This is a genomic window from Flavobacterium sp., assembly GCF_044357305.1.
In the GTDB taxonomy this organism is placed as follows: Bacteria; Bacteroidota; Bacteroidia; order Flavobacteriales; family Flavobacteriaceae; genus Flavobacterium.
Window position 1 is genome coordinate 52,796 of sequence record NZ_JBIKPS010000003.1, and the last position, 25,172, is coordinate 77,967.

Annotated in this window: 30 protein-coding genes; 17 read left to right on the top strand and 13 right to left on the bottom strand. The window is 32.5% G+C overall.

Translation table 11 applies throughout. From position 1 onward, the window contains the following. The 15 genes from ACIQ2J_RS03520 (at position 1) to ACIQ2J_RS03590 (ending at position 12,932) form a co-directional block, all read left to right on the top strand. A complete protein-coding gene (locus ACIQ2J_RS03520; RefSeq protein WP_396166781.1) occupies positions 1-588 on the top strand; it encodes a glutathione peroxidase in 588 nt (195 codons plus the stop codon). Between the two features lie 240 nt (positions 589-828). After that, on the top strand, positions 829-1,368 hold the full coding sequence (gene pyrR, locus ACIQ2J_RS03525) for a bifunctional pyr operon transcriptional regulator/uracil phosphoribosyltransferase PyrR (protein WP_396166785.1): 540 nt from the start codon (positions 829-831) through the stop codon (positions 1,366-1,368). A 32-nt stretch (positions 1,369-1,400) separates the two neighbouring features. Further along, a complete protein-coding gene (locus ACIQ2J_RS03530) occupies positions 1,401-2,330 on the top strand; it encodes an aspartate carbamoyltransferase catalytic subunit (RefSeq protein WP_396166788.1) in 930 nt (309 codons plus the stop codon). A 467-nt stretch (positions 2,331-2,797) separates the two neighbouring features. Further along, positions 2,798-3,130, top strand: coding sequence for a ribonuclease Z (locus tag ACIQ2J_RS03535; RefSeq protein WP_396166789.1), 333 nt, complete (start codon positions 2,798-2,800; stop codon positions 3,128-3,130). Positions 3,131-3,139: 9 nt separating this feature from the next. Then, entirely contained in the window at positions 3,140-3,343 is a 204-nt protein-coding gene (locus tag ACIQ2J_RS03540) for a hypothetical protein (protein WP_396166791.1), read from the top strand. A 245-nt stretch (positions 3,344-3,588) separates the two neighbouring features. Then, positions 3,589-4,497, top strand: coding sequence for a ribonuclease Z (locus ACIQ2J_RS03545; protein WP_396166793.1), 909 nt, complete (start codon positions 3,589-3,591; stop codon positions 4,495-4,497). 533 nt (positions 4,498-5,030) lie between these two features. After that, complete coding sequence (locus ACIQ2J_RS03550; protein ID WP_396166795.1) at positions 5,031-5,192, top strand: hypothetical protein; 162 nt, start codon at positions 5,031-5,033, stop codon at positions 5,190-5,192. 296 nt (positions 5,193-5,488) lie between these two features. Beyond that, positions 5,489-6,052, top strand: coding sequence for a hypothetical protein (locus ACIQ2J_RS03555; protein WP_396166797.1), 564 nt, complete (start codon positions 5,489-5,491; stop codon positions 6,050-6,052). A gap of 138 nt (positions 6,053-6,190) precedes the next feature. Then, positions 6,191-6,691, top strand: a complete 501-nt coding sequence (locus tag ACIQ2J_RS03560; RefSeq protein ID WP_396166800.1) for a hypothetical protein — start codon at positions 6,191-6,193, stop codon at positions 6,689-6,691. Positions 6,692-6,809: 118 nt separating this feature from the next. Next, the gene (gene pdxH / locus ACIQ2J_RS03565) at positions 6,810-7,454 is read left to right on the top strand and encodes a pyridoxamine 5'-phosphate oxidase (protein WP_396166802.1); all 645 of its coding nucleotides are present in this window, start codon (positions 6,810-6,812) and stop codon (positions 7,452-7,454) included. A gap of 171 nt (positions 7,455-7,625) precedes the next feature. After that, positions 7,626-8,123: a CAP domain-containing protein gene (locus ACIQ2J_RS03570; RefSeq protein WP_396166804.1), complete on the top strand. Its 498-nt coding sequence runs from the start codon at positions 7,626-7,628 to the stop codon at positions 8,121-8,123. Between the two features lie 200 nt (positions 8,124-8,323). Further along, positions 8,324-8,806, top strand: a complete 483-nt coding sequence (locus tag ACIQ2J_RS03575) for a SixA phosphatase family protein (RefSeq protein WP_396166806.1) — start codon at positions 8,324-8,326, stop codon at positions 8,804-8,806. 2 nt (positions 8,807-8,808) lie between these two features. Continuing rightward, positions 8,809-10,929: a polyphosphate kinase 1 gene (gene ppk1, locus ACIQ2J_RS03580; RefSeq protein ID WP_396166809.1), complete on the top strand. Its 2,121-nt coding sequence runs from the start codon at positions 8,809-8,811 to the stop codon at positions 10,927-10,929. Positions 10,930-10,954: 25 nt separating this feature from the next. After that, entirely contained in the window at positions 10,955-11,845 is an 891-nt protein-coding gene (locus ACIQ2J_RS03585) for a Ppx/GppA phosphatase family protein (RefSeq protein ID WP_396166811.1), read from the top strand. Positions 11,846-11,942: 97 nt separating this feature from the next. Next, positions 11,943-12,932, top strand: a complete 990-nt coding sequence (locus tag ACIQ2J_RS03590; protein WP_396166813.1) for a proline iminopeptidase-family hydrolase — start codon at positions 11,943-11,945, stop codon at positions 12,930-12,932. A 122-nt stretch (positions 12,933-13,054) separates the two neighbouring features. Here ACIQ2J_RS03590 and ACIQ2J_RS03595 read toward each other — a convergent pair whose 3' ends face one another. From ACIQ2J_RS03595 to ACIQ2J_RS03655, 13 genes are all read right to left on the bottom strand, one after another. Next, positions 13,055-13,780 (bottom strand): acyl-[acyl-carrier-protein] thioesterase, encoded by a 726-nt coding sequence (locus ACIQ2J_RS03595; RefSeq protein WP_396166815.1) that lies wholly within the window; start codon positions 13,778-13,780, stop codon positions 13,055-13,057. Positions 13,781-13,789: 9 nt separating this feature from the next. Next, positions 13,790-14,383 (bottom strand): hypothetical protein, encoded by a 594-nt coding sequence (locus ACIQ2J_RS03600; protein WP_396166817.1) that lies wholly within the window; start codon positions 14,381-14,383, stop codon positions 13,790-13,792. 2 nt (positions 14,384-14,385) lie between these two features. Continuing rightward, positions 14,386-15,060, bottom strand: coding sequence for a hypothetical protein (locus ACIQ2J_RS03605; RefSeq protein WP_396166819.1), 675 nt, complete (start codon positions 15,058-15,060; stop codon positions 14,386-14,388). Positions 15,061-15,125: 65 nt separating this feature from the next. Beyond that, positions 15,126-16,058 (bottom strand): tRNA (adenosine(37)-N6)-dimethylallyltransferase MiaA, encoded by a 933-nt coding sequence (gene miaA, locus ACIQ2J_RS03610; protein ID WP_396166820.1) that lies wholly within the window; start codon positions 16,056-16,058, stop codon positions 15,126-15,128. Positions 16,059-16,266: 208 nt separating this feature from the next. Beyond that, positions 16,267-17,628, bottom strand: coding sequence for an exonuclease domain-containing protein (locus tag ACIQ2J_RS03615; RefSeq protein WP_396166822.1), 1,362 nt, complete (start codon positions 17,626-17,628; stop codon positions 16,267-16,269). Between the two features lie 117 nt (positions 17,629-17,745). Then, positions 17,746-18,414: a YggS family pyridoxal phosphate-dependent enzyme gene (locus ACIQ2J_RS03620; RefSeq protein ID WP_396166824.1), complete on the bottom strand. Its 669-nt coding sequence runs from the start codon at positions 18,412-18,414 to the stop codon at positions 17,746-17,748. 160 nt (positions 18,415-18,574) lie between these two features. After that, positions 18,575-18,757 (bottom strand): hypothetical protein, encoded by a 183-nt coding sequence (locus ACIQ2J_RS03625; protein ID WP_396166826.1) that lies wholly within the window; start codon positions 18,755-18,757, stop codon positions 18,575-18,577. 90 nt (positions 18,758-18,847) lie between these two features. Continuing rightward, a complete protein-coding gene (gene trxA, locus ACIQ2J_RS03630; RefSeq protein WP_396167150.1) occupies positions 18,848-19,153 on the bottom strand; it encodes a thioredoxin in 306 nt (101 codons plus the stop codon). Positions 19,154-19,157: 4 nt separating this feature from the next. After that, positions 19,158-19,346 (bottom strand): hypothetical protein, encoded by a 189-nt coding sequence (locus ACIQ2J_RS03635; RefSeq protein WP_396166828.1) that lies wholly within the window; start codon positions 19,344-19,346, stop codon positions 19,158-19,160. Beyond that, entirely contained in the window at positions 19,346-20,752 is a 1,407-nt protein-coding gene (locus ACIQ2J_RS03640; protein WP_396166829.1) for a rhodanese-like domain-containing protein, read from the bottom strand. Before ACIQ2J_RS03640 ends, ACIQ2J_RS03635 begins: the two co-directional genes overlap by 1 nt. Before the next feature lie 130 nt (positions 20,753-20,882). Then, the gene (locus tag ACIQ2J_RS03645; protein ID WP_396166831.1) at positions 20,883-21,686 is read right to left on the bottom strand and encodes a sulfite exporter TauE/SafE family protein; all 804 of its coding nucleotides are present in this window, start codon (positions 21,684-21,686) and stop codon (positions 20,883-20,885) included. A gap of 65 nt (positions 21,687-21,751) precedes the next feature. Continuing rightward, positions 21,752-22,387 (bottom strand): Crp/Fnr family transcriptional regulator, encoded by a 636-nt coding sequence (locus ACIQ2J_RS03650; RefSeq protein ID WP_396166833.1) that lies wholly within the window; start codon positions 22,385-22,387, stop codon positions 21,752-21,754. Continuing rightward, positions 22,384-22,845, bottom strand: a complete 462-nt coding sequence (locus ACIQ2J_RS03655; RefSeq protein ID WP_396166836.1) for a DUF1801 domain-containing protein — start codon at positions 22,843-22,845, stop codon at positions 22,384-22,386. Before ACIQ2J_RS03655 ends, ACIQ2J_RS03650 begins: the two co-directional genes overlap by 4 nt. Before the next feature lie 110 nt (positions 22,846-22,955). On the opposite strand from ACIQ2J_RS03655, the gene ACIQ2J_RS03660 reads away from it, so the two are divergent. Together ACIQ2J_RS03660 and ACIQ2J_RS03665 are read left to right on the top strand one after the other, a co-directional pair. After that, a complete protein-coding gene (locus tag ACIQ2J_RS03660) occupies positions 22,956-24,125 on the top strand; it encodes a DUF3667 domain-containing protein (RefSeq protein WP_396166839.1) in 1,170 nt (389 codons plus the stop codon). 3 nt (positions 24,126-24,128) lie between these two features. Then, the gene (locus tag ACIQ2J_RS03665) at positions 24,129-25,160 is read left to right on the top strand and encodes a M28 family metallopeptidase (RefSeq protein WP_396166841.1); all 1,032 of its coding nucleotides are present in this window, start codon (positions 24,129-24,131) and stop codon (positions 25,158-25,160) included. Positions 25,161-25,172: the final 12 nt, after the last annotated feature.

Sequence of the window (25,172 nt, forward strand, 5' to 3'; positions counted from 1 at the left end):
ATGAAAAAAATCACTTTATTATTACTAAGTCTTAGTTTTTTTACGAGTTGTAAAAATCAAGCACAAGAAACCCCAGTTGCATTAATTTCTAATACCCAATCCATGACTAAAGAAACTATTTATTCGTTTAAAGTAAAAGATTTAAGCGGAAATGAATTTGATTTTGCATCCTTAAAAGGAAAGAAAATCCTGATTGTAAACACTGCTTCCAAATGTGGATTAACCCCACAATACAAAGACTTGGAGGCTATTTATAAAAAATACAAAGCCAATAATTTTGTTATTGTAGGATTTCCTGCTAACAATTTTGCATCGCAAGAACCAGGAACCAGTAAAGAAATTAGCGAATTTTGCCAACTTAATTACGGCGTAACTTTTCCTATGATGGAGAAGGTTTCGGTTAAAGGTGATGACATGTGTGAAGTCTATAAATTCTTAACTCAAAAATCTAAAAATGGTTTGCAAGACAGTGAAGTAGAATGGAACTTTCAGAAATATTTAATCAACGAAAAAGGAGAATTAGAAAAAGTTATTGCACCACAAGTGCTTCCAACGGATGCTTCTATTGTAGATTGGATTACAAAATAAGGATGTAAAAGCAGACACGAATTGCACGAATTTTCACAAATTAGAACTCCATAATATTCCACGAATCTGCCAAAGGCAGATTTAATTTGTGTAATTTTTAGAATCAATATAATTTGTGAAAATTTGTGCAATTCGTGTTTAAAAAAATAATTATTGCATTTGCACTATTTAGGAGTTTTTCTTTTTTAAATAAAATTCCAATATTTTTATTTACTTTTACACTCCAAACAGCACTTCATTATGAGTCAAAAAATATTGCTCACTGCCAAAGAAGTTACTATCATTTTAAATCGTTTGGCCTGTCAGTTAATCGAGAAGCATCTTGATTTTTCGAATACGGTATTGATTGGGTTGCAACCACGAGGTAAATTCTTAGCACAACGTATCCAACATATTCTGGAAACAGAATACCAACTTCAAAATATTCCTCTTGGATTTTTAGACATCACTTTTTTTAGAGATGATTTCCGCAGAGGCGACAAACCATTGGAAGCCAATAAAACCCAAATAGATTTCTTAGTTGAAAATAAAAAAGTAGTTTTTATTGACGATGTATTGTACACCGGAAGAAGTATCAATGCCGCGTTAACCGCTATTCAATCTTTTGGAAGACCTTCCGAAGTAGAACTTTTAACTTTAATTGATAGACGTTTTAGTCGTCATTTACCCATTCAACCCGATTATAGAGGTCGTCAAGTAGATGCCATCAATGGCGAAAAAGTAAAAGTTTGCTGGCTAGAAAATGAAGGAGAAGATGCAGTTTATTTAATTACGAATTAAGAATTTACAACAAAACAACACCTACTATATAAATGAAAGAACTGAGTGTAAACCATTTATTAGGAATTAAATACCTAGTTAAAGAAGACATCGATTTAATTTTTGAAACGGCAGATCATTTTAAAGAAGTCATCAATCGCCCAATTAAAAAAGTCCCTTCTTTAAGAGACATAACCATTGCTAATATCTTTTTTGAAAACAGTACCCGAACCAAATTATCTTTTGAATTGGCACAAAAAAGACTTTCGGCAGATGTCATTAGTTTTTCGGCAGCACAATCCTCGGTTAAAAAAGGGGAGACCCTTATTGATACTGTGAACAATATTCTATCAATGAAAGTCGATATGGTAGTGATGCGTCATGCCAATCCGGGTGCGGCTTACTTTCTTTCGCAAAATGTAAAAGCAAGTATTGTTAATGCTGGAGATGGTGCTCACGAACATCCAACCCAGGCTTTATTAGATAGTTTTTCCATCCGAGAAAAATTAGGTGAAGTGGCAGGTAAAAAAGTGGTAATCGTTGGCGATGTGTTGCATTCCCGTGTAGCACTTTCTAATATTTATGCTTTGCAAATGCAAGGTGCCGAAGTAAAAGTATGCGGACCTAAAACTTTAATTCCGAAGTACATTGAAAGCCTCGGAGTTACGGTAGAACCCAATTTAAGAAAAGCACTAGAATGGTGCGATGTTGCCAACATGCTTCGCGTGCAAAACGAACGAATGGATGTGAATTATTTTCCCTCCACTAGAGAATACGCCCAACAATATGGGGTAGATAAAGCCTTATTAGATTCTCTAAATAAAGAAATCATTATCATGCACCCAGGACCAATCAATCGTGGAGTAGAAATTACTTCCGATGTTGCCGATTCCCAACAATCGGTGATTTTAGACCAAGTTGAAAACGGAGTAGCAATTAGAATGGCAGTTATTTATTTATTGGCTTCTAAAATTAAACAGTAAAGAAATTATTTTATATATTTGATAACATTATTTTGGGATTGAATATTTACAAATGTCAAAATAATTTATATTTAGTCTCGCAAAGGAGCGAAGGAGCAGTTTATTACTAAATCCTTTGCGACTCTGCGTCTTTGCGAGAATTAGGTTGATTCTTTTTTTTAAATATAAGTGGCTTAACAATGTAAATAGTTAGTTTTAAATGATGATATTGATTTGTTAATAAAAGCAATCCATTATGACTGTTGTAATAAATAAATCTAACTCTAAAAATATAGAGAAAATATTAACCTCCAGAATAAAAAAAGTTTCCAAAACAGGAAATTTAACTAGTCATTTTGGAAAGTTGAAGAGAAACTTAGATGGATTGAAGTATCAGTTCGAATTAAGAAATAATTAGATTTAATAGTAATTGAATTATAAAAGGAATTCGTTTTTCAATCGATTCTTTTAATTCCAATTTAACCCCAATGAAAGTAGAACAAAAAGGCCACACCACCATCATTAAAGATACCCAAGGAAATACTCAAAATTTCTTGGAGAAACTTACCCAACAACATGCTACTTTTAAAAATCAAAATTTAATTCTAGATGTTACCCACGATAAGAATGTGGAATTAAAAGACATTAAATTATTCTCCGACTTATCTAAAGCACATTGCAAAGGAAAAAAATCCTTTGTTTTAGTGGCTTCCGATATTGATTTTAATGCCATTCCAACCCAATTAACAGTCGTTCCATCCATTCAAGAAGCACATGATATTATCGAAATGGAAGAAATAGAACGCGATTTAGGATTTTAAAACCACCCCATGAAAATAAATAACAAAGCATTTCTATACATCTACGTAGTCTTTTTATTCGTCTTGGCTTATTTACTTGCTAGTCGCCTGTTTATTGGAATTAAAACCCAAGAATTCGATTATTTAAAGATCGCTGTAAATAGCGTAATCTTGATTTATGTTGCCTTTCAAGTCAATCGATTGGGCAAAATTGAAAACGATAAATCGGAATAATTATTTAATAGGGCAGTTAGTTTTTAAATAGGAATAAAAATTTCGTCGAAATTCGGCCATTAAAATAATTCAGCCACGAATTTCACGAAATGCACAAATCATGTTTCAAATAATATAAATTTCACTAATTTTCATTTCTTAGAAATTCTATTTGTGAAATATTTATAAATAAAATTAGTGATTTTCGTGAAATTCGTGGCAAAAAAATCATTGGCTGATTAGTTAAAAAAATCCCAAACGCAATAATGAAACTAACCATACTTGGCTGCTATGCCGCAACACCCAGAACCTTCTCCAATCCAACCTCTCAAATTTTAGAAATAAAAAACAGAGTCTTCCTAATTGATTGTGCCGAAGGAACCCAAGTGCAATTGCGCAAAAGCAAAATCAAGTTTTCCAAGATCAACCACATTTTCATTTCCCATCTTCATGGCGATCATTTTTACGGATTGATTGGGTTAATTTCCACCTTCATGTTGCTCAATCGCGAAAACGATTTGCACGTTTACGGCCCAAAAGGAATCAAAGAAATTATACTATTGCAATTAAAAGCTTCGGGTTCCTACACCGGTTACAACCTCTATTTCCACGAACTAGAATCTACCGAATCGGTTACGGTTTTTGAAGACGAAAAAGTAATTGTAAAAACCATCCCATTAAGCCATCGCATCTATACCAATGGCTTTCTTTTCCAAGAAAAAAATACCGAACGTAAACTCAATATTGAAACCATTGAAAATTACAACATCGATAAAGTTTACTTTAACAAGATAAAATTTGGTGGCGATGTCACCCTCGACAACGGCACCGTTATCCCCAATTCCGAGTTGTCCTTCCCGCCACTGCCGGTAAAAACCTATGCCTATTGCAGCGATACCAAGTACGACGAAAGCATCATTCCTATCATTCAAAATGCCGATTACCTTTACCACGAAAGCACTTTTCTAGAAAGCGAAGCACCACTTTCCGAAAAAACCATGCACTCCACCGCCAAGCAAGCCGCAACTATTGCCCTAAAAGCCAAGGTTAAAAACCTTATTTTAGGTCATTATTCTACGCGGTACAGCAGCATCGAAATGTTTAAAAACGAAGCCCAAACCATTTTCCCCAACGTGCATCTAGCCGAAGACGGAAAAGAATTCTCTTTAGATTAGTAGAAGCGAAACAGTTGGCATTTTAGCAATGGTAATTCCTGCCATCCGTTGCAATCTGTCATTGCGAGGCACGAAGCAATCTCCTAAACTATTTAGGTTCGCAATGCCAGGATTTCCACTTCTGTCAGGGCTATACAGGTTATGTTTTTTGTGAAATTAGAATTTAAAAGGAATTAATCAGCATACATTCCCCTCCTTTGGATAGCTTGTCCCGAACTTTTCGGGAGGCGCCCTAAGAGCGGGGTGGTTCTTCTTAAAAAAAGCAAACAATAAATAATAATAACTATATTTGAAAAACAAAACAAACATTCACTTATACCTGAAAAGGTTAAGATTAGTAAATGTTTGTAGCGCAAATATACAAGTTATGCGCAAATTGTAGAAGACCTTAAAGCAGAAGACAATTTTAAATGTAAAGCAAAAGCAAAAATATTCATAAAGGTATTCAGTATAACTATGATAAGAAAAGATCGACGAATGTTGAATTTGACGTTCTTGTAGAGAATGGGAAGAAAGTAGTAAAGAATATTACATTGACATCCAATTGGCGAGTTTATTACCCTAAGAATCCACAAATAAGTTTAAATTCTCAAGGCGAATATGGTTTTTTTGAGAATGGTATTTTAATTACTAATGGTGATATACAACAAATGATAAAACGAATTCATCAGATTGCCGAAGAAACCAAAGATTGAGAAAACTCTTTAATTTTTTTAAAGGATTAGAGTGGTCGAAGCAAATAGAATATTAAAAATAAATAGGCAATCTGCGCATAACACACCCTACAAGCAATTTGGGCATTAGGCTTAATTTAAAAATGGTTTTGTATTTGGTAGATTTTGCAAATCCGAAGAATGGGCTTAATTTAGTCCCAAACCCGCTGTAGTTACAAAATATTGTGCGATATTTTACCAAAAAAATAGAAAACTAAACAAAAAATAACATCTTAAAAATAGCAAATAAAATGAAAAGAATAATCGCTTTTGTAATCTTGGGATTTACAATTAATATTAACGCCCAAATCGCAAGTGTTGAGAAAACATTTTTTGGAATTCAAACTGGTTTTGCAGGTATTTGGTTAAATAACGAAACTAAACTTACAAAAAATATCGCTCTAAGAAGTGAAATTGGAATTGAAAATGATTTTGCAGTTGGAGACCATTACAGTGGTACAGGATTTATTCTACAACCAGTTCTAAATGTTGAACCACGATTTTATTATAACTTAGAAAAAAGAAATTCAAACGGTAAAAAAACTTCAAAAAATAGTGGTAATTATTTATCAATAAAAACAAGCTATCACCCTAATTGGTTTGTAATAAATTTAGATGAAAATATTACAAAGATTGCTGATTTGTCTATTATACCAACTTGGGGAATAAAGCGACAAATTGGTAATCATTTTAACTTTGAAACCGGAATTGGATTAGGTTATCGAATTGTATATTTAAAACCTTATTACCGAACTGCGAATTCACAAAACATTGATAATTTTGCAGTAAATAGAAATCAATATACCCCATATATACATTTAAGAATTGGATATACTTTTTAAATAAATAAATCCCCCTTGCTAGCGCAAGCGTCACGCTTGTGCCCCAGAACGTTGGCAACAAGCAACTGACAACAGCCATATATAACAGAAAATAAGAATATTAACATCAATAAAAAAAAATAACTAAAAACTAAAAAAATGAATTATTTTAAAATTGTACTATTAACCATTTGCCTTACTTCAAATTTTATTTTTTGTCAAACCGAGAAGGAATTTACAACTTTAAAAACAAATACAAGCGACGTAAAAATTCCAGGAATTTGGGAACAGTTAAATAAAATGAACGATTCCGGACAAACTTATATGGAAAATAAAGAAGGAATAATTATTGCAGTAGCTCAAAATCCAAAAAAAGCATATCCAACGTTTATAAAAACGAAATCTGATTACGAAAATGTAAACTTATTTTACAAATGGGATTCGGATTATTACGCTGAAAATAAATTTAAAACAAAACTACTTAAAGAAAATAGTAATCAAGAATATGTAATTTGGAAATACAACGATAATAAACTTGATAATGTATTTTTGTTTGGTTCATCAAAAGATAATTTTCTAAATCTACTTGTGTACACCGACAAATGGAGTGAAGAACAAAAAATTACTTTTTTAGAAGAACTTTATCGACTAAATAAATAACTACAGTTCCCCCTTGCTAGCGAAAGCGTTACGCTTGTGCTCACAATCTTAAAATCCATTGTATTTTTTTGAAAATTATCCCAAAAACTTTGCGAACTTTGCTTTTTAAAATCCTCCCATGAAAGACCTAAGTAATTATAGAAAATCCTACGAAAAAAGCGAACTACTTGAAAATAACATTCCCGAAGATCCTATCAATTTATTCAATAGATGGTTTCATGAAACCGAAGATTTTGGCGGAGTAGACGAAGTTAATGCCATGACGGTTGCAACTATAGGTTTGGATCGTTTTCCTAAATCGAGAGTAGTACTACTTAAGAAATTCAACGAAGAAGGTTTTATCTTTTATACCAATTACAATTCCGAAAAAGGAAAAGCAATAGAACACAACCCTCACATTTGTCTTTCTTTTTTTTGGACAAGTCTTGAACGACAAGTCATCATAAAAGGAATTGCCGAGAAAACTTTAGAGGTTATTTCCGATAACTATTTTGCATCCAGACCAGATGGAAGTAAATTAGGTGCAATTGTTTCCCCACAAAGTGAAATTATCCCCAATAGAGAATACCTTGAATCCAATTTAGTTCTCTTAGAGCAAGAGTATCAAGGTCTTGAGATTATTCGTCCAAAGAATTGGGGTGGGTATTTAGTACGACCACAAGAAGTAGAATTTTGGCAAGGTCGAGCAAATAGATTACACGACAGAATTCGCTACCAACTGCAATCGGACTTCAGTTGGAAAATAGACAGACTCTCTCCTTAAATGTAGGAAAATTACAAAGCTTTTTTAGTAAATTATGTATTTCATCGGTTTTATTTTGTATTTTATCGGTTAAGTGTTAGTTTTGAAGAATCAAATTACGATTTACGTTCTTACATTTCTAACCCGAAGATAGTTGCCCCACATCTGCCTTCAAACTTAACCTATTTTATTATGAAACTAAAATTACTAAATGTGTTTATGCCAATGGTATTGGTGTTTGCAATGAGTTCGTGTTCTAAAAGTTCTAATGATCAAGCAGTATTCGAAAAGACAATTGTTACTAAATTTGATTATTCTCCAGGAGAGATCCAATTAATGCAAATGATTAATGATTATAGGGTTAGTCAAGGAATGCCTAAATTTCAAGTTATTAATCATATTTCGCATAAATCATTAGAGCACAATAATTATATGATTACCAATAATACATTAACTCATGATTTATTTAATGAGAGATCACAAAATTTAATGGATGTTTTAGGAGCATATAAAGTTGGCGAAAATTTAGCATATAACTTTTCAAATTCCACTACGGTATTAAATGCTTGGAAAAACAGTCCAGGGCATAAAGCTAATTTAGATAGTGATTATACTCATTTTGGTCTTTCAATTACAGTAAGTCCTACAACTGGAAAAAAATATTATACAAACATGTTCATTAAAAAATAAACTTTTTTGCCCTAAATAGTTTTTTCAATGTTGTTAAGTCTCCTGTATATTTCAGGAGACTTTTTTGTTTGTTGAAAATTGTATTACTTCAGTATTATTTTTTTTAAACCAATTGTAGGATAATAATTTCGAGTATATTTGTGTGATTTGAATCTTTTTAATATGAAATTAGTCTGATTTCCCATTCCTTAATTCAAAAAATGAAAAACATTATCCTAATCCGACATGCAAAATCTAACTGGGATTTACCTCTTCCAGACAAAGAACGAACTATAATTAAAAGCGGAATAAAAAAGTCTATAAAAGTTGCTGATAAAGCGGTTAATTGCATTAATCCTTCCGCAATAATTTGGTGCAGTAGTGCCAAACGAACCCTACTTACAGCTGAAATATTTCTTAAAGTCTGGAATTTAGATCAAAAAAATATAGTAGTTATTGACAATTTATACACCTTTGATTGTCTCCAACTTGAAGAAATTGTTAAATCGTGCCCAAATCAATGCGAAAACTTAATTCTTTTCGGACATAATAGTGCTATTACCGATTTTGTTAATAAATTTGGAAATAAATTTGTGACTAACGTACCAACATCTGGATTTGTATCTATTAATTTTGATACTACTAGTTGGGCTACAATTACAAAAGGAACAACCCAAAACATTATATTTCCAAGCGAGAATTAGATATGAATACAGAAACCAATTATAGATATATTGATCGAGATAAAAGCTGGCTATCCTTTAATGCTAGAGTATTACAAGAGGCAGCAGATGAATCAGTCCCTTTATTAGATAGGCTTCGTTTTTTAGGTATTTTTTCAAATAATTTAGATGAGTTTTTTAGAGTTCGATTTGCTGCTATCCGAAGATTGAGCTTATCTGGTGAAACAGGTGAAAAAATCTTAGGTGGTATTACAGCACAACAATTAGTAAAAGATATCACTGCAATTGTTATACAGCAGCAATCGGAAAGTTTGCGAATACTTAGTATCATTGAAAAACAATTAGAAAAAGAAAATATCTTAATTGTCAATGAAAATGAACTATGTCAAGAACATCAAGACTTTGTTCATGACTTATTTATTGAAAAAGTAAGTCCAGAATTAGTTACCATTATCTTAAATGATTTAGCAGAATTTCCTTTATTAAAAGATACTGCTGGATATTTGGCAATTAAATTGGTAATGAAAACGAATGAAAAATCAAAAGTTCTAGGTCTTGTTAAACCGAAGAAAGAAGTTCGTTATGCCATTATTGAAATCCCTAAAAACATTAATAGGATTGTTGTACTACCAACTATTGGTGAAAAGAAATATATAATGTTGTTAGACGATGTAATTCGTTATAATTTAACCAATATTTTTAACATCTTTGATTACGAAAGTATCTCAGCTCACATGATAAAAATTACTCGCGATGCCCAATTAGACATCGATAGTGATATGCGTAAAAGTATGATGCAAAAGATAGCAACTTCGGTAAAAGAGCGTCGAATTGGAGAACCTGTTCGTTTTATTTATGACGAAACAATAGAAAAAGACACCCTTGCTTTTTTCTTAAACCGAATGAAAATCGAATCTACAGATAGTATTATTCCGGGTGGTCGCTACCATAACCGTCGCGATTATATGGATTTTCCCAACTTAGGAAGATTCGATTTATTATACCATCAAAAAAAACCATTAGAAGTAGTAGGTTTATCTTTTGAAGGCAGTATTTTGCAACGTATAGCCCAAAAAGATTTCTTGATATTTGCTCCTTATCAATCCTATTCGTATGTAATTAAATTTTTGCGGGAGGCAGCTCTAGATCCTAAAGTAACTACCATAAAAATAACTTTATATCGATTAGCCAAAAACTCTCAAATTATTAGTTCCTTAGTCAATGCTGCTAAGAATGGAAAACGTGTAGTGGTTCAAATTGAGCTTCAAGCTCGTTTTGATGAGGCAAATAATATCTCGTATGCCGAACAAATGCAACAAGAAGGGATTGAGCTTATATTTGGAATTAAAGGTCTTAAAGTGCACAGTAAAATATGTGTGATAGAGCGACTTGAAGATAATAAAATTAAACGTTATGGATTTATTTCTACAGGAAACTTCAATGAGTCTACAGCTAAAGTCTATACCGATGTAACCTTGCTTACTAGTCATCAAAGAATATTAAAAGATGTAACCAAAATATTTGATTTTTTCGATATAAATTACCGTTTACACCGTTACAAACATTTGATTGTTTCCCCACACTATTCTAGATCCAAATTTTATAAGCTCATAGATAGAGAAATTCATAATGCCCAAGCGGAGCGCCCAGCATATATTAATTTAAAAATGAATAGTTTGTCCGACTTTGCTATGATTGACAAACTTTATGACGCAAGTAATGCTGGCGTGAAAATTAAATTGCAAATCCGTGGAATTTGTTCTTTAATCCCCGGTATAAAAGGGATGAGTGAAAATATAGAAGCAATTAGTATAGTAGATAATTTTCTAGAACACACTAGAGTTTTTATTTTTTGTAATGATGATAACCCCGATGTATTTATTTCGTCTGCCGATTTTATGACTAGAAATCTAGATGGAAGGGTAGAGGTTACTTGCCCTATTTATCAAGAAGATATCAAAAAACAATTGATTGATACCTTTGAAGTTGGTTGGAAAGGAAATGTAAAAGCTAGATTCCATTCCGAAAAACTAGATAATAAATACCGTATCCGAAAAGAAAACGAACCGGTTTTTAGAGCACAGCAAGAAACCTATAATTATTACAAAAACCAACAAGAGACTACCAATGAAAATATGTTTTAAATATACAGTAAGCAACAAAATATAAATGATTTCAATAAAAAAATATGCAGCAATAGATATTGGTTCCAATGCCATGAGGTTGCTTATTACTAACGTAGTTGAACAAAAAGGAAAAGAAACCCAGTTTAACAAATCGGCACTAATAAGGGTGCCAATTCGATTGGGTCAGGATGCTTTTACTGTTGGAGAAATCACAACGGAAAATATCGATAGAATGGTAGATGCCATGGAAGCATTTCGACTTTTGATGAAAGTATATAAGGTAGATAAATATAAAGCTTGTGCAACTTCAGCCATGCGCGAAGCCTATAATGGCAAAGAAGTAGCGGCTATTATTCAAGAAAAATCTGAAATTGAAATTGAAATAATTGACGGAAAACAAGAAGCAGCCATTATTGCTAGTTCTGATTTACATAATTTTATTGCCACTGATAAAACCTATTTGTATGTGGATGTTGGTGGTGGAAGTACTGAATTTTCACTTTTTGCAGACGCTAAAATTGTAGCGTCCAAATCGTTTAAAAATGGAACTGTTCGTTTGTTAAACGATATGGTAAATGAAGTGGTCTGGCAAGAAATTGAAAAATGGATTACTACCAATTGCGAACCATATGAAAACATTACACTTATAGGTTCAGGAGGAAATATTAATAAACTATTCAAACTTTCAGGTAAACAACAGGACAAACCATTATCCTTCTTGTATTTGAATTCGCAATACCAATATTTAAATTCTCTAACTTATGAGCAAAGAATAGCCGAACTAGGCTTAAATACCGACCGTGCAGATGTTATCATTCCTGCTACTAGAATTTACCTAAATGCTATGAAATGGAGTGGTGCTCGACAAATATATGTGCCTAAAATAGGACTTTCCGATGGAATCGTGAAAGCTTTATATTATGGGACTATTTAAAAACCCAAAACCCAAAACCCAAATTCCAAAATCCAAATCCCAAAATCCAAATTTCAAATTCCAAAACCCAATACTACAACCTAAAAAACAGCCAATTATGAAAAAAATAATTATGTTTTGCGCCTTACTTTCTTTAATATCTTGTAAGCAAGAAAAACCATCTACTTACTTCCTATCGGAAGAAACAGAAATTCAAAATGGCGGAGTTAAAATGATTGCAATTGAAACTCCAAAAGGTAAGTTTAAGGTTTGGACCAAACGTTTCGGAAACAATCCTAAAATAAAAGTGCTTTTGCTTAATGGCGGACCAGGAATGTCGCACGAATATTTTGAATGTATGGAAAGTTTTCTTCCAAATGAAGGCATCGAATTTATTTATTACGACCAATTAGGAACAGGTTTTTCAGACAATCCTAACGATACCACTATGTGGGATTTACCTCGATATGTTGAGGAAGTAGAGCAAGTTCGTGTGGCATTACATCTTAATAAAGACAATTTTTATTTGTTAGGACATTCTTGGGGTGGAATTTTAGCCATGCAATATGCCTTGAAATATCAAAATAATTTAAAAGGATTAGTAGTTTCTAATATGATGGCTAGTTGCCCTAAATATGGTGAATATTCTAAAGTACTTGAAAAACAATTGAATCCAGAAGTCTTAAAAACGATTAAAGATTTGGAAGCAAAAAAAGATTACGCCAATCCTAAATACATGGAGTTATTGATGGCGAATTTCTATAATCAGCATATACTAAGAAAGCCAGTTAGCGAATGGCCGGAACCGGTAACAAGATCTATGGGTAGATTGAATAGCTCACTTTATATAACCATGCAAGGACCAAGTGAATTAGGACTTTCTGGTAAATTAACTAATTGGGATGTTTCTAAAGAATTGAAAAATATAACCATACCATCTTTAGTTATTGGAGGGAAATATGACACTATGGATCCCGAATACATGAAATGGATGGCTACTCAATTCCCAAAAGGTACTTATTTATATTGCGCTAACGGAAGCCACATGAGTATGTATGACGACCAACAAATATATATGAAGGGATTGATTGATTTCTTGAAAAAATAAAATATATTTTTTATTAGTTACGTTTCTAATAAATTTACATAAATAAGTAATTAGATTTTTGCTGCGAAAAGCTTTCCATTTCTATCTGGGCTAGGGCTGTAGAATATAAAAGTACTTTAATTTTAAAATTCTAATTCCAACGCAAAACAAGTTTTTCCTTCTTTATGAATGGTAAAAAGATTTGAATTTCTTGCGATTTCGATGGCATCTAAATTGGATACTTCTTTCAAGAAATTCATTTCAAAACTCTTCAAACTACGGTTTAAAAGCAGTTTTGGGTTCATGCAATCCAAGCACCATTCTAAATATTTCACGCTATTGGCGTGATTCACTATATCCAAGTCGGATAATTGCACCACTCTTTGGTGCACTACATCCAATTCTTGAGCAATATTTATTTTAGAAAAAGGTTTCTCAATGGAAATATGATTTGGATATTTTTCAAAATGTTCGTGGGGTAAAGCCAAAGCCTCAGGTCTTCGAGTAGTAGTATTGAACACCGCCCAAAAGGTTTCGCAACCCACTATTTTTTCCTCTCCAATATACAATTCTAAACAACGAGTTGAACGCGAATTCTCTAACGAATTTATCCAAGTTTTTACCGTTACCGTGTCTTTCCATTTGGGTAGTCTATAAATTTCTACCCGCATCTTACTCAATACCCATGCCTGATTGTATTCTTGCATGTCGCTAAAACTTATACCTCCAATTTCCGAATGCGTTGCGGCAGTCAACTGAAAAAGATTACACAATTCGGTATATTTTAAATAGCCGTTAGGGTAACATTGCAAAAAATTAATTTCCCAATCTCTAGTTAATATCGAAGTGAAGTTAGGTGCTATTGCCATTTTTAATTATCAAAAGAATTTACACCCCAAAGATAAACTTAAACAATTACTAGAGTTAAAATAATTTTCAAATTCTTGTGTGGTATTTGCAGTAAGAAAATAATGACTAAAAGCAATGTCCGAATAAGCTTGAATAGATTTATTTAATTTGTATTTAATGCAAACTCCTATTCCTAAATCGTTACCATCTTGAACACCATAATTTTTGCTGCCATTTTTTTGTTTGATAAATAATTGACCATAAAAAATAGTTGGCTCAAATGACAGTTTATTAGTTGTAGGGATTTGGTAGCTAAGATTAGAATTGTAAACCGTAATATTGGACTTATCAATATTGCCACCAATAGAATAACCTTCCACGTGAAGGGTACTCTTTTCAAAGGAAAAACCAAGTCTTATTTTTTTATATTCTATAAAATTAAAATTAAAGTTAGCGCCCATTGCAGGATTTTTATGCCCTTTGGCCAAATAATTATCTCCAAAAAAATAATTTGATTTTACTGCTAATCTTAAATCAGCAACAAATTCAATTCTATTACTCTCTTTATTTTGTCCAAAACCTAGTTGAAAAACTATTATTAATACTAGATATATTCGTTTCATAATTAATAGTTTAGAGTGTAATTTACGGAATTGGAGTTGTCAATAGTTATGTTTACTTGGTTTGTGGTAGTGACATTAGTTAAATGATTAATAGTTTTATATTGTAAAATAACCGTTTGATTTTTTGCAACATTAATATTTTGAATAAAATTTGGGTAATCTTCCACCAAAGGATTTATTAATTCAATTTCATTTGGAATATTGCCAATATATTCTAGTTTTAATAATTCGGTTGTGGAATTTATATTGTTAAGATTGACAGTTAAACTTGCTAAATTTGATTTCAAATATAGTTTGGAAGTTGGAGCAGTAAACTGGAAATTAGTAAAATTAGAAAGGTTAATATTTCTAAATTGTTTACCATTTAGTTGGTTGCTTTCGTCATTGGTTTCCACAATAATTTCTGAAAAATTGGTGGGTTGCGGAATAACCATTACATAATCCCCGTTGCTGTCTGTGGTTGCTTTACCTATATAATTAGTTTCCGACGGAATATATAAAATAAAAGGGATAGAACCTCCATTTCTCGAAACATATAGATTTACAGCCTTATTAATAATCGGATTATTATTTCTATCTACAACCGAACCTTTAATTACCAATTTTGTGTTACCATCATATTGAATGTCACATCCAGTTAATAGCGGAATAAGTATTATTAGGAGTAGTTTTTTCATAAGATCGTTTCTATTAGGATTAAAATTTATTGAAAAGGTTGCGTCGAATTAAGATTAATTACGAATTACGAATTATCAATTATCAATTGTAAATTATCCATTATCTCTTTTCTATCGGTTAAATAATCAAACCAAATTGCGTTTTCGGTTCGTTTAAACCAAGTTAATTGTCTTTTAGAAAAGCGTCGGGTGTTTTTCTTGATTTCTTCTATGGCAAAATCTAAAGTGATTTTTCCTTCAAAATAATCAAACAATTCTCTGTAACCAACTGTTTGCAGAGCATTCAATTCTTTGTTTTGGAACAAGCTTTCGGCTTCTTGCAGTTGCCCTTCGTTGAGCATTATATCTACTCTTTGGTTGATTCTGCTGTACATTATTTCTCTTTCGGCTTCTAAACCAATAACAATAGGAGTGAAGTTGCGGTTGTCTTCTTTTTTGTTAATAAAAGAAGAATAGGGTTTTCCAGATCCCAAACAAACTTCTACAAAACGCATCATTCGTTGCGGATTTAAAAGTGTTTGCGGATTGGTTTCTAGTAAAGATTGGTAATAGGTTACATCCAAATCTTGCAAAGTAGTTTGAAGGTAATCCAATCCTTTTTCTTCATAAGTAGTTCTTACTTCTTCACGAATTTCTGGAGCAATATCTGGGAAAGAATCCAATCCTTTTAATATGGCATCGACATACAATCCTGAGCCACCAACCATAATTTGAATGTTATTTTTTAAGAATAATTCGTCCAGTTTAGCAATTGCTTCTTTCTCGAAATCGCCAACGGTATAGTTTTCAAAAATGGATTTGTTTTGAATAAAATGATGATTAGCACTCGCCAATTCTTCATCGCTAGGAACTGCGGTTCCAATTTTCATTTCCTTAAAAAACTGCCTACTATCGCAGGAAATTATATCGCAACCAAAATGTTGTGCCAAGGCAATACTTAAGGAAGTTTTACCGATTGCGGTGGGCCCGATGATGGTTATTAAAATATTTTTTTTCAAAACTTCAGTTTGTTTTTATCTCTAGCATTTTTGAAAATGTCCAATGATTGGTTGGTGTAGCCCTGATAGTAGCGAAAAGCCTTTTGCAGTTGAAAACCAATTTTTGTTTTTATAAAAAAGCGACCAACGGAAGCTCTTTTTATAAATTACAAAAATGGTTTGAAACAAGAAAGCTTGCAGCGGATAGCAGGAAATAGCTCCTAAAAAATTAAAACTTCATAATTTTCATTACTTTATTTTTTCGCAAATAACTTTGAATAATAGTTCGTGTATCTCGGTTATTTTGCATCGGGATAAGGATGTTTTTTAAGACTTCCATATTCGTGATTTGGTAATTCAAATCGTAAAAACAATAGCCTTTATAGATGCCGTTTTCTATTAATATAGCGCTTCGTTCACTCACTTTTCTGCCTCGATCTACTACAACCATATTTTGGTTTTCAAAAGACATGTCGTGAAGAAATTCTTCGACTCTTTGGTTGTATTCCTCGGGAGTTTCTTTGCCTAAACATGCACCGTTGCATTCGTTTATTTTATGCTGAAAACAACCGTTTTGGGTTTCGTATAATCCGTTTAATTTTTGGCACAAATTGTATTTTTCGGTAATGCGAAAAAGGGCATTTTTTCCTTCTTGAACGGTGGTGTAGGAAGTTATTTCTTTCTTGCGGCCATCGGCTTTAAGGAGTTTTAAGTTTAAATAACCATTTTCATCGAGTACTTCATACAACGCCCACTGAAAAATGCTTTTTCGTTGCGCCCGATTGTGAATGGGTTTGTTGATTTTTATTTCTTCGCTTTCCTTTAAAAGTGCCACCAATTCGCTACCCGTTTCTTCGTAAGTAACGGTAAAAACTTCGACTTGTAACTTTTTGCTTTTGGTATTTTTACCTGTAAAATGCTGGTTGACTCTTTTCTTAATATTTTTGCTTTTTCCGATGTAAATTAAATCGCCTTTTTCATTATGGATATAATAAATTCCGGTTTTGCTTGGAAGACTTTCTACGATATCCAATAATTTAGGCGAAAGACCGCTTTTTATTTCGGCTTTTATCAATCCGATTAAAATTTCTTTCTCGGTATCTTTTGCCAAAAGCATTTGAAATAATTTTACTGTAGCAAGCGCATCGCCACTGGCGCGATGCCTATCGGACATTGGGATTCCGAGGGCACGAACCAATTTCCCTAAGCTATACGAAGGTTGTTCGGGGATTAATTTTTTGGATAATTCTACCGTGCATAGAGTTGGTTTTACAAAATCATAGCCTAATCGGTTGAATTCGGTTCGCATGATGCGATAGTCAAATGAGGTGTTGTGTGCCACTAAAATACAGCCTTCGGTAATTTCGATAATGCGTTTGGCAATTTCATAAAACTTAGGCGCCGACCTCAACATAGCATTATTGATCCCCGTTAAATTAACTACAAAAGGTTGAATGGGTTTTTCGGGATTCACCAAACTGATGAATTGGTCCACGATTTCGCTACCATCAAATTTGTAGATAGCGATTTCGGTAATTCCTTCTTCGTTGAATTGCCCTCCGGTAGTTTCTATGTCTATTATTGCGTACAAATGCTAGTGTTCAGGGTTCAGTGATCAGTGTTCAGTGATTAGGGTTCAGTGTTCAGTGTTCAGTTTTCAGTTTTCAGTTTGTCATTCCGTAGGAATCTCAATGCTTTACCAAATGGATTAGTTATAATTTCTGTTGCCAAAGATACTACTTCCTATCCGAACCATAGTACTTCCGCATTCCATTGCGAGTTTATAATCGCCAGACATACCCATGGAAAGAGTTTCGAGTTTCAGGTTTAAGGTTTCAAGTTTGCTTGTATTGTCGAAAATCTCTTTCAAATGTTGAAATTCTTTTTGGATTTGGTTTTGATTATTTGTAAAGGTAGCCATTCCCATCAAGCCAACAATTCGAATGTTTTTTAATTGTTGGAATTCTTCCGAGGATAGTAATTCGTTCAATTCTTTTTCGTCTAAACCAAATTTAGTTACTTCATCGGCGATATACATTTGCAATAAACAATCAATTATGCGATTATGTTTTAAAGCTTGCTTGTTGATTTCTTGTAGTAATTTCAAACTATCCACACCATGAATCAAACTCACGTATTCTGCCATGAATTTCACTTTATTGGTTTGAACATGCCCAATCATGTGCCATTGGATGTCTTTGGGCATTTGTTCCCATTTGTCCGTCATTTCTTGGATTTTGTTTTCTCCGAAAATACGCTGACCAGCGTTGTAGGCTTCCATCAAGTCGGCAACCGGTTTGGTTTTAGAAACGGCTACTAATGTTACGTTTTCTGGAAGTTGGGATTTTATTTGGAGTAGGTTTTGGGCTATTGACATTGAAATTAATTATATATAGAATCGTAATCACACTAATAGTTGTGATTTACGGTTTAGAATTAGTAATTACAAAAATAGTTAAAACTATACGTTTATTGTGGATTAACACAAAAAAAAGTGCCTGATTTCTCAAGCACTTAAAATTGATATAAATCTTTAATTAAGATTTTTTTTCTGCTGCTTTTTTACCAGCGCAACATCCAGCTTTTTTCTCTTTATCACAAGATTTCATTTCTTTTTTGCTACACTCTTTTTTTTCTTCTTTTGGTTTTTGCTCTTGAGCATTTACATTAGCAGCAAATAAGAAAGCTGCAACCGCCATAACTGAAAGTACTTTTTTCATTGTTTATTGTTTTAAATTGATTTGATTTAATATTTATTATTCAAATGTAAAAAAAATATTTTAATTGCGTTGCTAAATTTTTCATAATAATTAGGAAATATTATTAGCTTTAATGTTTTGAATAATTTCGGTTTTAGGTACAACTCCTGATTGCCGCCAAACTACTTTTCCGTTTTGAAATAAAATCATTGTTGGAACACTTCGAACTTGATATAAAGCTGCAATTTCTTGGTTTTTATCAACATCAATTTTAATGATAGATATTTGATCCTCTAAAGTATCTTTAACCTCTTTCAATATAGGAAAAAGCATTTTACAAGGACCACACCAAGTTGCATAGAAATCTATTAATACTGGTTTATCGGAATCTATTAGGTCTTGAAAGGAACTATTCATCATCTTACTTTTTAGGAATTGCACATCCATTGGCACCGCATCCAAAATTAAATAGTGCTTGAATCAGAAAAAACAATCCGAATATAACTAAATACCATTCGAACTTTTGTGCGGCTTGAACGAATAATATAATTGCAAAAGCTAAACGAATAATTCGCATTATATTCCAATTTGTAAATAATATATTTTTCATTATTTTAAAGTGGATGGACAAACAAAATTTGTTGTTTTAATTCCGGTTTTTTTGATGGCAGTAAATCCACCATTTACATTTATGACATTATCGTATCCTCTTGCTTTAAGGATGGAAGCCGCAATCATGGAGCGGTATCCGCCAGCGCAAAAAAGATAAAATTCTTTCTCTTTTGGAAATTCCGATAAATGATCGTTTAAAAAATCTAAAGGAGTAGAAGGCGCTTCGTTAAGATGTTCGGCTGAATATTCGCCTGGTTTTCTAACATCAAAAACGTTTATGTCTTCGTTTATTTTTTCTTCTAAAGTTTCTGCAGAAATACAATTTATGGTATCTAATTCAAATCCTGCATTTTTCCAAGTTTCCAATCCACCTTCCAAATATCCAATGGTGGCATCATATCCAACACGGGCTAATCTTTTTATGGTTTCTGCTTCTTTTCCAACAGGAGTTACTAAAAGAATAGGTTGTTTTACATCTAAAATTAAAGCACCAACCCAAGGAGCAAAAGCACCATTAATTCCGATAAAAATAGAATTTGGAATATGTCCTTTAGCAAATTCATCCTCACTACGAACATCCAAAATTAAGGCATTGGTTTCATTAGCTAAAAGTTCAAAATCTTTCGCATTTAGCGCTTTGGCATTGCTTATGATGTCTTCTACATTGCCATAACCTTCTTTATTTAATTTCACATTCATCGGAAAATAGGCAGGTGGGGGTAATAAGCCATCGGTAACTTCAGCAATAAATTCTTCCCGAGTCATATTGGCTCGAAGCGCATAATTAGTGGCTTTTTGATCGCCAATGGTTCCAACTGTTTCTTTACTTAAATTTTTTCCACAAGCGCTACCGGCACCATGTGCTGGGTATATAATCACATCGTCTGCTAAGGGCATTATTTTGGTTCGGATGCTATCAAATAATAATCCAGCCAATTGCTCTTGAGTCATATGAGCTGCTTTTTGGGCTAAATCGGGTCTTCCTACATCGCCTAAAAACACCGTATCTCCACTAAACAAAGCATAATCTTTTCCGTCTTTATCTTTCAATAAATAACAAGCACTTTCCATGGTATGTCCAGGAGTGTGCAAGCAAGTGATAGTTATATCTCCTAGCGGAAAAACTTGTCCGTCAGTGGCTACAACCGCATCGTAACTTGGACTTGCATTCGGACCAAAAACAATCGGAGCCTTAGTTTTTTCTGCTAAAGTAACATGACCGCTAACAAAATCGGCATGAAAATGGGTTTCGAAAATATATTTTATAGTTGCATTATCGGCATTAGCTTTATCGATATAGGGTTGTACTTCCCGCAAAGGGTCAATAATTGCAACTTCGCCATTGCTTTCAATATAATAAGCACCTTGTGCTAAACATCCCGTATAAATTTGTTCTATTTTCATAATCTTGGAAATTAAAAAGTAAAAATAATAAAGTTACTGGGTAAAGTAAGTAACAGTTGTTACAAAGTTACTAAATAAAACAAGGAACTTTAATAGCAACGTCCTAAAATAAACATAAACTTTTAGAGACTTATTTTAAAATTAATTCTTTCAAAATAATATAAATTCCCATGGCTAAAACAAACCATCCAAATCCGGTTTTTAGTTTTTCGCCTTCTATTTTTTTGGATAAATAACTTCCTATAAATACCCCTATTATAGAACACATTGTAAAGGTTAGAAGCAATTTCCAATCGAGAATTTGCTCGGGTCTTAAATCTCCTAGAAACCCAATTAATGATTGTGCTGCAACAATAAAAAGTGAGGTTCCTACCGCCATTTTCATTGGCGTTTTGGCAAGAAATAACAAAGCAGGAATAATTAAAAAACCACCGCCAGCACCTACAAATCCTGCAACTAAACCAATTAATACTCCTTGAATAAAGATTTTAGTGTAATTTAGTTTTACTTCTCCTTCTTCAATTTTTACTTGCAAAGGTTTTATCATTCGGATAGATGCAAAAATCATGACTATTGCAAAAACAATCATGATGAAAACCGATTTATGTAAAGTGAAAACCGAAGTTGTAAACAGTATTTCGGGAATTTGAGGAACAATAATTTTTCGAGTTACAAATACCGAAAGCACGGTTGGAATTCCGAATAAAACTACTTTTCGAAAATCGACAAGTTTTTGTTTGGCCTTTTGAAAACCACCAAATAGGGCAGTAGTTCCAACAATGAAAAGAGAATAGGCTGTAGCCAAAATTGGTTCTACACCCATAATATATACTAATATTGGAACCGATAAAATGGATCCGCCACTACCGATTAATCCTAAAGTGATTCCAACGACTACGGCAAAAATATATCCAATAATAAGATTAAATTCCATTTAGGTTATTTGGGTTTATTTCAATGTAAATTTACAATTATTTATAGTACTCTTTGCTACAAATGTTACTTTCTGCTTGTTAAGGTTATTGATCCATGGTGCAATTGCAGGCTACCTTTATTTTCTAATACTTTCAGCATTCTAGAAATTACTACCCTAGAACTGTGTAAATCATAAGCAATTTCTTGATGGGTACTATTAATTTCTCGTGAATGATTAATTTTTGCTTTATCAATTAAGTAATGTAATAAGCGTTCTTCCATATTCATAAAAGCAAGATTATCAATAGCTGAGAGCATTTCTTTTAAACGGTTATTATAACTATTAAAAATAAAATCACGCCAACTTAAATAGTTGCCTAACCACTGCTGCATATTTTCAAGAGGAATCATCACTAACTGCACATTTGTTTCTGCAGTTGCACGAATTTCACTTTTTGTTTGGTTGATGCAACTAGTCAAGGTTATAGCACAAGTATCTCCTTTTTCAATAAAATATAATAGCAATTCGCCTTCCTCAAAATCTTCTCTTAAAATCTTCACTGCACCATTAACTAATAAGGGCATTTGTTTTATGGGATTTCCAAAATCAATGATGATATCTCCTGCTTCAAATTGGTGTAATGTTGAAACTAAAGCCAATTCTTCAATTAGTTTTTCTTCAAAAACGGCACTGTAAATTTGTGTCAGTAATTCTTTCATTTCTGTTTTTTAATCGTTTTTTCATACATTTCAATCCATTCTTCCACGGAAACTTTCGAGATTAATTCCCCTATTAATTCATACGGAATAGCCTCTAGTTTTTTAAATCGGATGCAACCTTTACCCATGTCAAGTTTGTATTTACTATGTTTTGGATATTCGGATACAAACCAATCGTGAATTTCTTTATTTCCGTAAATAACTAAATTGTAGATATTTACTGAATTTTTTTGGGAAGCGATATTGAAAAATGGCAAAGGCAACTTGGGAGTGCAATGATAACCATCTGGGTAAATTTCATGAGGAACTACATATCCCAACATCCCATAAGAAATTACTTCTTTAAAGCCATTGGGTAAATTTTGTAACACTACTTCTCGAAGTTTTTGAATAACAATTTTTCTGTCTTCTGGAAGTTCGTTTATGTATTCTTCTGGAGTGCTTGCTTTGGATTGCATGAAATAGGATTGTTTTTGTAATTAGTATTAAATTTGAAACTAAAGTCAATAAACAAAAGTAGTAATAATTTTTTTTAATAAATTTACAACAAAATATATAATATCTATTTATGTCCAAACCTAATTCTTTACGCAAAGACAAAACCTGTTTGAACTGCAATTATGTAGTTGATAAAAGATTTTGCCCTAATTGTGGACAAGAAAATACCGAATCCAGAAAGACTTTCTTTCATTTATTTGTGCATTTTTTTGAAGATTTAACCCATTATGAGAATGCTTTTTGGAAAACCATAAAATATTTAATTTTCCGCCCAGCTTATTTAAGTAAAGAATATTTATCAGGAAAACGAATGTCTTATTTGGCTCCAGTTCGACTGTATATTTTTGTAAGTTTTGTTACTTTCTTTTTGATAAGTACTATTCCAAATGAGGAGAGTAAGAGTGATGAAAAACTAAATAGGTATATTTCCATTGAAGACAATAGAGGCACTAATGCTGAAGGAGTCCTTTATTATAAAAAAAATTCGGATAACCAAGATACTCCTGTTAAAAATTCGATTAAATCGAAACCAAAAAAAGACTCCATTGTAAATAAAATCAATCTGTTGAGAAAAAAGGGAGTAATCTCTAAAAATGAAGCAGACTCCTTACGCAATTATATAAAACTAGCAAAGAAAAGAAAGTCTATTGAAAAAGAAAAAAAGGAAGTTACCTTTATTAAGACAAAATATAAGTCGGTTAATGCATTGGATTCTATTCAAAAATTTGGTAAACCATCCGAAAAATTAAGTCCAATTAAATATTGGTTTGTTTACAAAATACTTTTAGTACAAGAAAAATATTCTAAAGAAGAAATAAAAGAAAAATTTATAGAATCCTTTCTTCATAATTTGCCAAAATCGCTTTTTATCTATATGCCGTTATTTGCTTTTATATTATTTCTTTTTCAAGATAAAAAGAAATGGTATTATTTTGATCACGGAATATTCACTCTACATTATTTTTCCTTTTTACTTTTGGGAATTCTACTTATAAAAGTATTTGGTTATATTTTCGGATTTCTGGATAACTTCCTTATTTTTATGATATTAGAATATATATTTACCACCGTAGCGATACTATATATGCTCTATTATTTTTTTCCAGCACACCATCGTTTTTATGGTGATAGCCGTGCGCTAACTATTATAAAAGGAATTTTAATCTTCTTTATCAATATATTTTTCATCTTTATAATTTTAACTTTGATTGTAATGTACACCTTTATCAATATCCATTAACCTATGAAAAAAATCACATCCTTAGGGATATTAACGCTATTAATTGCTTCCTATTCTAGTGCTCAAACTACCCAGGGAACTCCTGTTAATGAGCTTAACGAAGTTAAATACATTAATTCCATTACTTCGGCAGAACTAAAAGCACATTTAACTATTGTTGCTTCCGATGCAATGGAAGGCAGAGATACCGGCAGTGAAGGCCAAAAAAAGGCTGGTCGCTATTTAATAGAACAATATAAAAAAGAGGCAATTCCTTTTCCAATAGGAGCAGATAGCTATTATCAAAAAGTGCCAGCTGCCTTTATGAACCAAGATTCTGGAGAAAATCTTCCGGATTCTGCCAATATTTGGGCGTTTATTGAAGGTTCTGAAAAACCAAACGAAATTGTGGTAGTTTCCGCTCATTACGACCACGTGGGCATTAAAAACGGACAAGTTTATAACGGAGCCGATGATGATGGCTCGGGTACCGTTTCCTTATTAGAAATTGCGCAAGCATTTGAACTAGCTAAAAAAGAAGGTCACGGACCAAAACGTTCCATATTAATTCTACACATGACCGGTGAGGAGCACGGATTGTATGGTTCTAGTTATTATTCGCAAAATCCATTGTTTCCTATTGCTAATACTGTTGCCGATGTAAATATTGACATGATAGGACGCCGGGATGAAGCACATAAAGACAGTAATAATTATGTATATTTAATTGGCTCGGATTATTTATCTACCGATTTATTTAATATTTGCGAAGAAGTAAATTCTAAATTTACCCAACTTAAACTAGATTATAAATACAACGACCGAAATGATCCAAATCGTTTTTATTACCGTTCCGATCATTATAATTTTGCGAAATTTGGTATTCCGGTTGTGTTTTTATTTAATGGTGTTCATGCTGATTATCATAAAGCTACAGATGAAGTAGATAAAATAGAATTTGATGCTTTAACCAAAAGAGCCCAACTAGGTTTTTCTATCGCTTGGGAATTAGCCAATCGCGATGCTAGAATTGTAGTAGATAAAGACGGAAAATAATTAAAGTATCTT

What these genes read in the sequence shown, in the direction of transcription:
- ACIQ2J_RS03600 (WP_396166817.1), bottom strand. Translation starts at nt 14,383, where the DNA reads ATGAAACGAATATATCTAGTATTAATAATAGTTTTTCAACTAGGTTTT.
- ppk1 (WP_396166809.1), top strand. Translation starts at nt 8,809, where the DNA reads ATGAATACAGAAACCAATTATAGATATATTGATCGAGATAAAAGCTGG.
- ACIQ2J_RS03570 (WP_396166804.1), top strand. Translation starts at nt 7,626, where the DNA reads ATGAAACTAAAATTACTAAATGTGTTTATGCCAATGGTATTGGTGTTT.
- ACIQ2J_RS03585 (WP_396166811.1), top strand. Translation starts at nt 10,955, where the DNA reads ATGATTTCAATAAAAAAATATGCAGCAATAGATATTGGTTCCAATGCC.
- ACIQ2J_RS03635 (WP_396166828.1), bottom strand. Translation starts at nt 19,346, where the DNA reads ATGAAAAATATATTATTTACAAATTGGAATATAATGCGAATTATTCGT.
- ACIQ2J_RS03650 (WP_396166833.1), bottom strand. Translation starts at nt 22,387, where the DNA reads ATGAAAGAATTACTGACACAAATTTACAGTGCCGTTTTTGAAGAAAAA.
- ACIQ2J_RS03620 (WP_396166824.1), bottom strand. Translation starts at nt 18,414, where the DNA reads ATGTCAATAGCCCAAAACCTACTCCAAATAAAATCCCAACTTCCAGAA.
- pdxH (WP_396166802.1), top strand. Translation starts at nt 6,810, where the DNA reads ATGAAAGACCTAAGTAATTATAGAAAATCCTACGAAAAAAGCGAACTA.
- ACIQ2J_RS03645 (WP_396166831.1), bottom strand. Translation starts at nt 21,686, where the DNA reads ATGGAATTTAATCTTATTATTGGATATATTTTTGCCGTAGTCGTTGGA.
- ACIQ2J_RS03640 (WP_396166829.1), bottom strand. Translation starts at nt 20,752, where the DNA reads ATGAAAATAGAACAAATTTATACGGGATGTTTAGCACAAGGTGCTTAT.
- ACIQ2J_RS03545 (WP_396166793.1), top strand. Translation starts at nt 3,589, where the DNA reads ATGAAACTAACCATACTTGGCTGCTATGCCGCAACACCCAGAACCTTC.
- ACIQ2J_RS03530 (WP_396166788.1), top strand. Translation starts at nt 1,401, where the DNA reads ATGAAAGAACTGAGTGTAAACCATTTATTAGGAATTAAATACCTAGTT.
- trxA (WP_396167150.1), bottom strand. Translation starts at nt 19,153, where the DNA reads ATGAATAGTTCCTTTCAAGACCTAATAGATTCCGATAAACCAGTATTA.
- ACIQ2J_RS03520 (WP_396166781.1), top strand. Translation starts at nt 1, where the DNA reads ATGAAAAAAATCACTTTATTATTACTAAGTCTTAGTTTTTTTACGAGT.
- ACIQ2J_RS03605 (WP_396166819.1), bottom strand. Translation starts at nt 15,060, where the DNA reads ATGAAAAAACTACTCCTAATAATACTTATTCCGCTATTAACTGGATGT.
- ACIQ2J_RS03625 (WP_396166826.1), bottom strand. Translation starts at nt 18,757, where the DNA reads ATGAAAAAAGTACTTTCAGTTATGGCGGTTGCAGCTTTCTTATTTGCT.
- pyrR (WP_396166785.1), top strand. Translation starts at nt 829, where the DNA reads ATGAGTCAAAAAATATTGCTCACTGCCAAAGAAGTTACTATCATTTTA.
- ACIQ2J_RS03535 (WP_396166789.1), top strand. Translation starts at nt 2,798, where the DNA reads ATGAAAGTAGAACAAAAAGGCCACACCACCATCATTAAAGATACCCAA.
- ACIQ2J_RS03665 (WP_396166841.1), top strand. Translation starts at nt 24,129, where the DNA reads ATGAAAAAAATCACATCCTTAGGGATATTAACGCTATTAATTGCTTCC.
- ACIQ2J_RS03660 (WP_396166839.1), top strand. Translation starts at nt 22,956, where the DNA reads ATGTCCAAACCTAATTCTTTACGCAAAGACAAAACCTGTTTGAACTGC.
- ACIQ2J_RS03655 (WP_396166836.1), bottom strand. Translation starts at nt 22,845, where the DNA reads ATGCAATCCAAAGCAAGCACTCCAGAAGAATACATAAACGAACTTCCA.
- ACIQ2J_RS03595 (WP_396166815.1), bottom strand. Translation starts at nt 13,780, where the DNA reads ATGGCAATAGCACCTAACTTCACTTCGATATTAACTAGAGATTGGGAA.
- ACIQ2J_RS03540 (WP_396166791.1), top strand. Translation starts at nt 3,140, where the DNA reads ATGAAAATAAATAACAAAGCATTTCTATACATCTACGTAGTCTTTTTA.
- ACIQ2J_RS03590 (WP_396166813.1), top strand. Translation starts at nt 11,943, where the DNA reads ATGAAAAAAATAATTATGTTTTGCGCCTTACTTTCTTTAATATCTTGT.
- ACIQ2J_RS03560 (WP_396166800.1), top strand. Translation starts at nt 6,191, where the DNA reads ATGAATTATTTTAAAATTGTACTATTAACCATTTGCCTTACTTCAAAT.
- ACIQ2J_RS03575 (WP_396166806.1), top strand. Translation starts at nt 8,324, where the DNA reads ATGAAAAACATTATCCTAATCCGACATGCAAAATCTAACTGGGATTTA.